This is a genomic window from Cryobacterium sandaracinum (genome assembly GCF_004403415.1).
Lineage (GTDB): Bacteria > Actinomycetota > Actinomycetes > Actinomycetales > Microbacteriaceae > Cryobacterium > Cryobacterium sandaracinum.
The window spans coordinates 156,879-167,396 of record NZ_SOGO01000033.1 but is presented as its reverse complement, the minus strand read 5'-3'; the positions used below and the strand labels follow the sequence as shown (position 1 = coordinate 167,396).

General features: G+C 67.2%; 8 protein-coding genes. 4 read left to right on the top strand and 4 right to left on the bottom strand.

Annotated elements, in window-relative coordinates; genetic code table 11:
* Positions 1–392: HNH endonuclease signature motif containing protein (locus tag E3T25_RS12210; protein WP_134374480.1), on the top strand; the 392-nt coding region annotated here is incomplete at its 5' end.
* 130 nt (positions 393–522) lie between these two features.
* Positions 523–945 (top strand): alternative ribosome rescue aminoacyl-tRNA hydrolase ArfB, encoded by a 423-nt coding sequence (gene arfB / locus E3T25_RS12205; RefSeq protein WP_134374478.1) that lies wholly within the window; start codon positions 523–525, stop codon positions 943–945.
* A gap of 115 nt (positions 946–1,060) precedes the next feature.
* Here arfB and E3T25_RS12200 read toward each other — a convergent pair whose 3' ends face one another.
* Positions 1,061–2,944 carry an FAD-binding monooxygenase gene (locus E3T25_RS12200; RefSeq protein ID WP_134374476.1) on the bottom strand — a complete coding sequence of 628 codons (1,884 nt, stop codon included), beginning with the start codon at positions 2,942–2,944 and terminating at the stop codon, positions 1,061–1,063.
* A 275-nt stretch (positions 2,945–3,219) separates the two neighbouring features.
* Complete coding sequence (locus tag E3T25_RS12195) at positions 3,220–4,068, bottom strand: Cof-type HAD-IIB family hydrolase (RefSeq protein WP_255573019.1); 849 nt, start codon at positions 4,066–4,068, stop codon at positions 3,220–3,222.
* A gap of 211 nt (positions 4,069–4,279) precedes the next feature.
* Here E3T25_RS12195 and E3T25_RS12190 point away from each other — a divergent pair, with 211 nt between their 5' ends.
* Both E3T25_RS12190 and E3T25_RS12185 read left to right on the top strand, forming a co-directional pair.
* Entirely contained in the window at positions 4,280–7,285 is a 3,006-nt protein-coding gene (locus E3T25_RS12190) for an aminotransferase (RefSeq protein WP_134374472.1), read from the top strand.
* Between the two features lie 273 nt (positions 7,286–7,558).
* Positions 7,559–8,932 (top strand): NAD-dependent succinate-semialdehyde dehydrogenase, encoded by a 1,374-nt coding sequence (locus tag E3T25_RS12185; protein WP_134374470.1) that lies wholly within the window; start codon positions 7,559–7,561, stop codon positions 8,930–8,932.
* A gap of 189 nt (positions 8,933–9,121) precedes the next feature.
* Here E3T25_RS12185 and E3T25_RS12180 read toward each other — a convergent pair whose 3' ends face one another.
* Positions 9,122–9,907 carry a sulfite exporter TauE/SafE family protein gene (locus E3T25_RS12180; protein ID WP_134342404.1) on the bottom strand — a complete coding sequence of 262 codons (786 nt, stop codon included), beginning with the start codon at positions 9,905–9,907 and terminating at the stop codon, positions 9,122–9,124.
* A 194-nt stretch (positions 9,908–10,101) separates the two neighbouring features.
* Positions 10,102–10,452, bottom strand: coding sequence for a polyphosphate kinase 2 family protein (locus E3T25_RS17520; RefSeq protein ID WP_241980843.1), 351 nt, complete (start codon positions 10,450–10,452; stop codon positions 10,102–10,104).
* Between the last annotated feature and the right edge of the window lie 66 nt (positions 10,453–10,518).

Genomic DNA, 10,518 nt, shown 5'->3' with positions numbered 1-10,518 from the left:
ACAAGGTGCTCAGCCTCAGCACCGAGAATCGTTTCTTCAACCGGGCCCAACGCCGCGCCATCGCCGCCCGCGACGGCGGCTGCGTCATCCCCGGCTGCACCGTGCCCGCAGCCTGGTGCGAAGTACACCACGTCATCCCCTGGCACCGCGGCGGAAAAACCGAGATCGACAACGGGGTCCTGTTGTGCTGGTACCACCACCACAGCATCGACACCTCGGGCTGGAACATCCGCATGATCCGGGGCACACCCGAAGTCAGGGCACCCTACTGCTTCGACCCCACCCGCACCTGGCGGCCTGGGGGAGGGAACCCGGCCAGCCGCTCACCGGTCTCGGCGGGCTCGACCAGCGTCAACGTGCCTTCCCGAAATCGGGTCACCACCGCCTCCTAGGAACGTGGCTTCGTCCGCCACCACCCGGGCGCACAGTGCCCCCACAGTTCGACAGGCGCGATCACGGTGCTGTTTGGCCACCGGAGCACTCCAGCCGACACCAACCCCAAGATCGTGTCACGCTGGTCACATGGATCTGGAGGTGTCGCCCGCGCTGATTATTCCCGAGCGCGAACTCGGCTGGCGGTTCTCGCGGTCGTCAGGGCCGGGCGGCCAGCACGTGAACACCTCCGACAGCCGCGTCGAGCTCATCTGGAGCGTTGCCGAGTCGGAGAAGCTTTCCGACGACCAGCGGATGCGCCTGCTCGCCCGCCTCGCCAAACGCCTCGTCGACGGGGCGATCACCGTGACCGCGTCCGAGCGGCGCTCCCAGCTGCGCAACCGCGAGCTCGCTTTGGCGAAGCTCGCCGACATCGTGGCCGCGGGCCTGGCTCCCGATGCGCCCATCCGCCGGCCGACCAAACCCACTCGTGGTTCGGGCCGAAGGCACCTCGCCGCGAAGCAACAGCGGTCGGCCACCAAGAAGCAGCGGCAGAGGCCGTCCGCCGACTAGCTGCGAGAGCGGGTGAATCGTCGAACAGCGCAGCTCAAAGCGACGAGTCACCCGTTCTCGCTGCCTGAGGTGTCCGCAGGAGCGGCTAACGCAGGAGCGGCTAACGCAGGAGCGGCTACCGCACCAGCAACATCTGTCGGAAGAACGCCGCGAGCTCAGCGGTCGCGGTCAGCGGCAGCACGTTGGCCACATACATGTCCGGGCGCACCACCACGACGGCACCGCCGCGGTCGATCCCGCGCAGCTCGAAGATGTCGTGCGCCGGGTCGGTTGCATAGAGCTTTTCGTAGTCGATCAGCTCAAAGGGTCCTCTTATCGGCAGGAAAACGCCCGGAACCCGGCCGATGTCCACCCCGGTGTGCTCTTGCTGGTAGACCACTTTGACGTCGAAGACACTGTCGATGTCGCTCCCGGTAGGGGTGTACGCGAGCAGCGGCGACTCGAGTGAGGTGCGAATCCACTCGGCCCACTCGGTCAGCGCCGAGGCATCGCCGGACACAGCGGCATCCGCGAACGCGTACAGGCGCCACCGGCCGTCGGCGCGGTGGTGGTGTCCGAGCTGCACGGGGTTGGCGTCGCCGACGCGCACCACCGGGGCGGACTTAAAGCGCTTGCCGAGCGGGAATCCCGTGGCGAGGTGCTGGTGTGTTGCCTCGCCGGTCAGCATCGACGGCGGGTATTCCGTCATGAAACCCGACGGGAACTCGGCCGTCTTCGTATAGAACTCCTCCAGTGGAACTTCCAGGTCCTCCGACTTCGTCGCCATCAGGGTCGACCAGGTCTTGTCGAAATTGATCAGGTTCTTTGCGATGACCTGGCGCTCGGCAGAGTAGGTACCGAGCAGGGATTCGGGGCTGCGGCCTTCGATCACGTAGCCGAGTTTCCAGGCCAGGTTGAAGCCGTCCTGCATCGACACGTTCATGCCCTGGCCGGCCTTGGCGCTATGCGTGTGGCAGGCGTCCCCGGTGATGAACACCCGCGGGGTGCGTGTGCCGATCTCGTGGGGGAGGAGGTCGTCGAACCGATCGGTGAGACGATGGGCGACCTCGTACACGCTGTGCCAGGCGACATTCTTCACGTCGAGGGTATACGGGTGGAGGATGCCGTTGGCCTTCGCGATGATCTCCTCGATCGTCGTCGTGCGCACTGCCCCGTTGTCGTCAGCGGCCACCTCGCCGAGATCCACATACATGCGGAATAGGTATCCGCCCTCGCGCGGGATGAGCAGGATGTTGCCGCCGGATTCGGATTGGATCGCGCACTTCATGCGGATGTCCGGGAAGTCGGTGACCGCGAGCACGTCCATAACGCCCCAGGCGTGGAATGCCTGGTCGCCGGCGAGCGTACAGCCGATCGAGTCGCGCACAGCGCTGCGGGCACCGTCGGCGCCCACCACGTACTTGGCGTGCACGACGCGTTCCTGGCCCTGCTTCTCCCCGGTGGTGTGCATGAGCGTCACCGTGACGGGATACTCGCCCTCGTCGGTGTTCTCCAGGCTGCGGAAGTCGAAGCCGAAATCCGGCTCCATTCGCGTGGGGGAGTGCGCCATCACTTCGGCGAAGTAGTCGAGAACACGCGCCTGGTTGACGATCAGGTGCGGGAATTCGCTGATGCCGGTGGGGTCGTCCACGGCACGGGCCGAACGGATGATGCGGGTCACGTCGGCGGGGTCCGGTGTCCAGAAGGCCATTTCGGTGATGCGGTAGGCCTCGGCGATGATGCGTTCCGCGAAACCGAACGCGTGGAAGGTCTCGACGCTGCGGGCCTGGATGCCGTCGGCTTGCCCGATTGCAAGGCGCTTACCGCGGCGCTCGACGATGCGGGTCGTGATACCGGGGAACTGGGAGAGTTGCGCGGCGGTGATCATGCCGGCTGGGCCCGTTCCGACGATGAGAACGTCGACGTTCTCGGGGAGCTCGCCCGGGCGATTGAGGCCGACCCCGGCGGCATCCTGGATGCGGGGATCGGTGGACACGTATCCGTGGTGGTGAAACTGCACGGCTTCCTCACTTCTTTGTGGGCTCTGCGTGGGTGAATCGGACGTCACTGTCGTGGCGTGCATGTCCTGACGTGTTCGATAATCGAACACAAAGTTCTATTATCGCTTCTCGGATCATATATCATCCGGCTGGCCAGGACTAGATGAGAGGCGGCGAACCAATTCGACGGAGATTCTCGTCGAAAACAGCCATTCCGTCGTGTTCGGGCCCGCTATGGGCAAAATCTCCGTCGAATTCGTTCGGGACGGAGGCGCGGCAGGGAGCTACCGGGCGATCAGGCGGTCACGTGCGCACTTTGCAGGTGCGGTAGGGCGGCGAGGATACTGCTGACCACGCCGGCCTCCGAGCTCGACGGCGCGATGTTCGCGGCGCGCGCCAGGATGCTCGGGTGGCCGTTGGCCATGGCATAGGAGTGCCCGGCGGCATCGAGCATCTCGGCGTCGTTGAGGTAGTCGCCGAACGCCATCGTCTGGGCCCGGCTGATGCCGAGCTGCTGCTGGAGCCGTTCCAACGCTCGACCCTTGTTCGCTCCCTGGCGCATCACATCGACCCAGTTCTCGCCCGAGACCACGACCTCCGCGGGCAGCCCCAGGCCGCGCAAGGCCGGTCCGCTTCGCTGTTCGGCGCGGGCAGGGTCGTAGATCGCCAGTTTCAAGATGACATCGTCGAGGGCGGCCGCATGCACATCCGCTACGACCTCGACCGCTGCGTAGTACCGGCGAACCTGGTCGACGAAGCGCTCGTCGCTGCGCTCGATGTAGGCGCTCCGGGCGCCGCAGACGACGAGCCCCAGGTCGGCACCCGTGGCGGCGGTGCCGCGCACCCAGTCCACGATGGGGGCGATGATCTCGGACATGACGGGTTCGACGTCGATGCTGATGCCGTCCTGCACCACGTTGGATCCGTTTTCCGCGATGTAGATGAGTCCGTCATGCTCGCCGAAGATGCCGTGCAGTGTCTGATACTGGCGTCCGCTGGCCGGCACGAACAGGATCCCGGCCCGATGGAGGTCGTCGAGGAGCGGCCAGAACGCGTCGGGCACGTTGCCGTCGTCGTCGAGAAGAGTGCCATCCATGTCTGAAACGATGAGTCGGATGTCGGAGGGCTCTGCTAAGTGGTTCACTGCGGCGGCTTTCGGTCGTTGTTCGTTCCCGGAATCCACGAGTGTTCGCTCGCGTCCCTTGGTCTGTGACGACGACGCTGTCTCTCTCGATGATGTCATCTCTGCCCGCCGGGCTCCGAGTTGCGCGCGAACTGAGCGTTGGGCGCACAGAACGAGCGGCCCTGGTGCCAAACTGGCAGGATTCATTGCACTATCTGCGAGGAGCGTCGACGTGCCTGGTTTTGATTTCTTCAGCGGCCAGGGGCTCGTGCGCCCGGATATCACCGCGGCCGACGCCGAATCGATGGCGTCCTCGCTCTTCGGGATCACCGGCACGGCCCGCGAGCTCGGCAGCCAACAGGACCGCAACTTTTTGATCACCGCCACCAGTGCCGCCACCGGTGACTCCTCGGGTGACTCCGCGGGTGACTCCGCCGGTGACTCTGCGGGGGGAGCGACGCAGCGCTACGTGCTCAAGGTCGACAACCCGGCCTTCTCAGCCGCCGAGCTGGCCGCGCAGGACGCGGTGATGGTGTTCCTAACCGAGCGCGGCATGCGCGTGCCGCAGCCCGTGCGGGGGCTGAACGGCCTCAGCCGCCAGCACTGGCACGCAACGGATGCCGCCCTCCTCCCGGTGCGGCTGCTCACCTTCCTCGAGGGCCCGTCGCTCGAGGCGCGGGGCTATCTGGCCCCGCCGGTGGTCCGGGCGCTCGGCCGGCTCTCGGGCACCACGTCGCTGCACCTGCGTGACTTCGCGGCGGACGGCCTCGACCGCACGCTGCAGTGGGACCTGCGCAATGCGAAGACCGTGGTCGACCTGCTGATGCGCTGGGTGCCGGCGGAAGAGACCAGGGATCAGCTCCGTGCCATCGCCGACAGCGCCGCCGCACGTCTGGCGGCTGTGGCGTCCGTGCTGCGGCTGCAGACCATCCACGGGGACATCACCGACGACAACGTGATCTGCCGGGTGCTGCCGAACGGCCACCACGTGCCCGAGGGGGTCATCGACTTCGGCGATCTGGCCACCGGGTGGCTGGTCGCGGAGCTGGCGGTCACGGCGGCATCCGTTCTGCACCACATGCCGGACAATCCGCTGGCGGCCCTCGAGGCGATCGTCGCCTTCGACGAGGTCGTTCCCCTGACCGAGGCCGAGATCACCGCGCTCTGGCCGCTGATCGTGCTCCGCGGGGCGGTGCTGGTGGCCAGCGGCGAGCAGCAGGTGCAGATCGACGCGGACAACGACTACGCGAGGCACCGGATGGACGCCGAGTGGCAGGTCTTCGCCGCAGCCAGCGCGATCGGCTGGGAGGAAGCGGACGCGGCCATCCGGCAGGCGCTCGGTCGGCGGCCGCACACTGGTGCCGAACACACGACCGTGCCCGAACACACGACCGTGCCGATGATCCCCGCGCTCGCCGACGGCGACTACGAAATGCTCGATTTCACCGTGACCAGCCCGGCCCTGGCCGACGGCCTCTGGCAGACAACGGATGCCGAGTGGCGGCTCGCGCAGGCCGCCCTCGCCCGACGCAGCGCCGCCGTCGCCCCCTACGGCCAGTTCCGGCTCACCCGAACCCCGCCGCACTCGCGCCGGGAACCCGACACGTTCGCGCTGTTCACCGAGGTCTTCCTGCCTGCCGGTTCGGTGATCGTCGCGCCCGCGGCTGCCTCGGTCACCGAGATCGGAGGCGACACTCTGGTTCTGACGCTGGCCGGTTTCGGGCTGCGCATCGGCGGCATCGTGTCGAACCTCGTGCCGGGGGCCGCGATCGCCGCAGGGGAGCCCGTGGGCGTCGCGAGCCCGGTTGCTCGGGTGACCGTGCAGGAGCTCGCTCGCCCGGGTCTGCCGGTCCCGCACTTCACCCAGCCCTCCCGGGCCGCCGCGTGGGCAACCCTCGCACCGGACCCGGCGCGGCTGCTTGGGCTGGCGCCGCAGGCATCCGTCGTCGACCCGGCGATCGAACTGGCCCGTCGCGGTACCACGATGGCCGCGGCGCAGGAGAAGTACTACGAACGGCCGCCGCAGATCGAACGCGGCTGGCAGGAACTGCTGATCGACACTCACGGGCGCTCCTACGTTGACATGGTCAACAACGTCGCCGTGATCGGGCACAGCCACCCCCGGTTCACCCGTGCCGTGAGCGATCAGCTGGCGTTGCTCAACACGAACTCCCGGTTCCTCTACTCGGCGTTGGCCGACCTCTGCGAACACATCGTGGCGACATCACCGGATCCCATCCTCGACACCGTGCTTCTGGTCAACAGCGGCAGCGAGGCCGTGGACCTGGCCCTGCGCCTGGCCCGGATCCACACCGGTCGCAGCAACGTCGTCGCCTTACGAGAGGGCTACCACGGCTGGACGTCGGCCTCCGACGCGGTGTCGACCTCGGCCTACGACAACCCTTTCTCCTTGGCCTCCCGGCCCGACTGGGTGCACATCGCGGATGTTCCGAACTCCTATCGCGGGACGCATCGCGGTGCCGGGGCGGCAGGGGAGTACGCGGCCGACCTGGCCCGGCTGTTGGCCGATCCGGACGGCCCGGGGGCTGACCTGGCCGCGTTCATCTGCGAGCCCGTGCTGGGCAATGCCGGCGGCGTCGTGCCCCCGGCGGGATACCTCGCCCGTGTCTACGAGCAGGTCCGTGCACGCGGCGGGCTGTGCATCGCCGACGAGGTGCAGGTCGGCTACGGCCGGCTGGGCAGCCACTTCTGGGGCGTGCAGCAGCAGGGCGTCGTGCCCGACATCCTCACGGTGGCCAAGGCGATGGGCAACGGATACCCGCTCGGCGCGGTGCTCACCCGCCGGGACATCGCCGAATCCCTGGCCAGGGAGGGCAACTTCTTCTCCTCGGCCGGCGGCAGTCCGGTCAGCTGCGTCGCGGGGCTGGCCGTGCTCGACGTCATCCGGGACGAATCCCTCCAGCAGAATGCGGATGCCGTCGGCCGGCACCTGGCAGGCCGGCTTGCAGAACTCGCGGAACGGCATCCGTTGATCGGGATGGTGCACGGCCTGGGCCTGTACATGGGGGTGGAACTCGTGCGCGACCGGGACACCCTGGAGCCGGCGGTCAGCGAGACCGCCGCCATCTGCGAACGGATGCTGGAGCTCGGCGTGATCGTGCAGCCCACCTCGGAGAGGCAGAACGTGCTGAAGATCAAGCCGCCCCTGTGCTTGAGTCGGGAGAGCGCGGACTTCTTCGTCGACCGACTCGACGAGGTGCTGCAGGGCGGCTGGTAGCGTGCACGACGTGCTTGACCACCCCCGCGCCGAGCACCCCCGCGCCGAGCTCGCGGCGCTTTGCGCTCGCGGCCTCGACTGAAACGCCGACGGGTTGTGCCGCCTGACAGTTGAACGGAATCCGGTGACAGACCCGGAAGGCCGAAAAAGTTCACCAAAATGGCTGGCCAAAACCCCTGACAGCGGCAGACTGTAACGACACGGGCGCGACCGGCTCCGGCAGTAGCGGTCCCGTCTTGATCGGCGTCAACGAAGCAAGCTTGGGGAGAAAATATGAACAAGTACACAGTCACGAACCCCGCCACCGGGGACAGCGGACCGAGTTTTACTCTGGCAACCGATGCTGAGGTGACCGAGGCCATCGGAGCCGCAGACCGTGCGCACAGTGAGTTCTCTCGCCGCACGTCGGTCGCCGAGCGCGCGGCCCTGATGCAGCGTGTCGCGCACCTGCACACCGAGCGGCGTGAGAATCTGGCCGAGCTCATCGTGCGCGAGATGGGCAAGCCCGTCGCGCAGGCCCTCGGCGAGGTCGACTTCGCGGCCGACATCTACTCGTACTACGCGACCCACGGCGAGGCCTTCCTCGCCGACGAACCGATCGAGCTGCTCGGTGGTGAAGGCTCGGCGTTCATTCGGAGCGCCTCCCTCGGAGTGCTCGTCGGGATCATGCCGTGGAACTTCCCCTACTACCAGGTCGCCCGCTTCGCCGGTCCGAACCTGGTTCTCGGCAACACAATCCTGCTCAAGCACGCCTCGCAGTGCCCCGAGTCCGCTGCCGCGATCGAGGCGATCTTCACGGATGCCGGTTTCCCCGACGGCGCATACCGCAACGTCTACGCCTCCAGTGCTCAGATCTCCGACATCATCATTCCGGACCCCCGTGTCTGCGGTGTGTCGCTGACCGGTTCTGAAGGCGCGGGTGCGGCGGTCGCGGAGGTCGCCGGCCGCAACCTCAAGAAGGTCGTGCTCGAACTGGGCGGATCCGACCCGTTCATCCTGCTCAGCACGGACAATATGGACGAAGCGGTCGACGCCGCCGTCGACGCTCGCCTCGACAACTCCGGCCAGTCCTGCAACGCGGCCAAGCGCTTCATCGTGATCGACGGCCTGTACGACGCCTTCCTGGCGAGCTTCACAGCGAAGATCACCGGCAACGTTCCCGGAGACCCCACGTCGCCGGACACCACGCTCGGCCCGCTGTCCTCCCTCGGTGCCGCCGAGGGCCTCGAGGAACAGCTCCAGCGCGCCGAAGCCCAGGGCGCAACCGTCACCGCGCGGGGAAACCGCATGGGCGCCTTCTTCTCGCCGACGGTCCTGACCGATGTGTCCCCTCAGAGTGACGCTTACCGGGAAGAGTTCTTCGGCCCGGTCGCCGCCGTCTATCGCGTGGCGAACGAGGCCGAGGCTGTGCAGGTGGCCAACGACGTCCCGTACGGCCTGGGTTCGTATCTCTTCACCACCGACCCGGAACAGGCCCTGCGGGTGGCGGACCAGATCGACGCCGGGATGGTCTTCATCAACGGCTCGCTCCTCGACGGAGCAGAGCTGCCCTTCGGTGGAGTGAAGAGATCTGGCTTCGGCCGTGAACTGGGACGCTTCGGCATCGCGGAGTTTGCCAACAAGAAGCTCATTCGCATCCTCAGGTGACACGCGGTGGCGCGCCGCCCGTCTCAGACGGTGGCGCGCCACCCGCCCGCGCCAGACTGCGGCATCCGGTCTCCCTGACGAATTCGACGGAGATTTGGGCCGAAACGGCTCCAAACCTGCCCAAAACTGCGCGCTGCCGCAAAATCTCCGTCGAATTGGTTCGGCGCCGGGCCCGGGCGGCTCCGCCCCCTAGCTCAGGAAGAGCACCACTGCGGCGGTCACCGCGACCACGACCAGGATGGTGCGCAGTACCGGCGCGGAGAGCGTGCGGCCGATACGGGCACCCAACCAGCCGCCCGCCGCGGAGCCGATGCCGATGAGGAGAGCGATTCTCCAGTCCACGGTCCCGCTGGAGATGAAGATGATCGCCGAAACGATGTTCGCGACTCCGGCGAGCACGTTCTTGGTGCCGTTGGCCCGGTGTATGTCGGTGGACCAGAGTATGCCCAGCAGTGCGAGCAGCACGACCCCCTGGGCGGCACCGAAATACCCGCCGTACACGCCCGTCGCGAGCACCCCGAGAATGAGCCCGAGGGTGAGGGGACGCGTATCCGTTTTGGTCAGCAGTGTGCCGGCGGGTGCCGCCGGCGCCTTACGTCGCACGAAGCCGGCCACCCGAGGCTGGATCGCCGAGAGCACCGCGGCCAGCAGCAGCAGGAAGGGCACGACGCCGGCGAACGCCTGTGCGGGCAGGGCGAGCAGGAGCAGACCGCCGACGATGCCGCCCACGGCGGAGAAGATCGCCATCACAGCTACGGGGCGCCACTGCGACCGCAACTCGCGTCGGTAGCCGTGGGCGCCGGCAATGGACGCAGGGATCAGACCCACGGTATTGGACACGTTCGCCGTGATCGGCGGCACGCCCAACGCCAGGAGAACGGGGAAGGTGATGAGTGTTCCGGCGCCGGCGACCACGTTGATGACTCCCGCGGCCAGCCCGGCGATCAGGATGATCGCACCTTCAAGCAATGTCACATCTACCCCCACCCGCCGTTGGACCGTGCAGGTCAAGGCTAGTTCAGGAAAGCTGGTTCAGGCGATGGCCGGCACCGGGGCAGTGGATGCTGCGGTTGTGGCTTGCATCACCGGCTCCCCATCGCGACGGGCATCGCGACGTGACTATGAACGGGGTCGGAATCTGTCGAACCGTCAGCTTCGGCCCCCGGTAGTCACCGCGCTTCTGGCGCTGGGGGAGCCTGACGTCGAGCCCAGGGAACGGCACGTACGGCACCAGGCTGAGGAGGTGGCTGATGATGTCGAGGCGAACCCTCTTCTTGTCGTCGGTATGCGCGACATACCAAAGCGCCCAGCGGCGTCATCCGCAGGAAGTGCTCGGTCTGATCCGGAGTGCAGAAACCCATCACCCGCTCCACGCCCGCATGGTTGTTCCAGCTGCGGTCGAAGAGGACCAGCTCGCCGGCTGCGGGGAAATGCTCCAGGTAACGCTGGATGTACAGCTGGGACTTCTCGCGTTCAGTGGGAACGGCAAGTGCCGCGACTCGGAAGACCCGGGGGCTCACCTGCGCGGTGGTGCGTTGGTAGTGCCGCCCTTGCCGGCCGTGTCACGCCCCGCGAACACGAGGCAG

Bases quoted from the DNA above. Each gene is read 5' to 3' on its own strand.
- arfB (WP_134374478.1), top strand. From the start codon at position 523: ATGGATCTGGAGGTGTCGCCCGCGCTGATTATTCCCGAGCGCGAACTC.
- E3T25_RS12185 (WP_134374470.1), top strand. From the start codon at position 7,559: ATGAACAAGTACACAGTCACGAACCCCGCCACCGGGGACAGCGGACCG.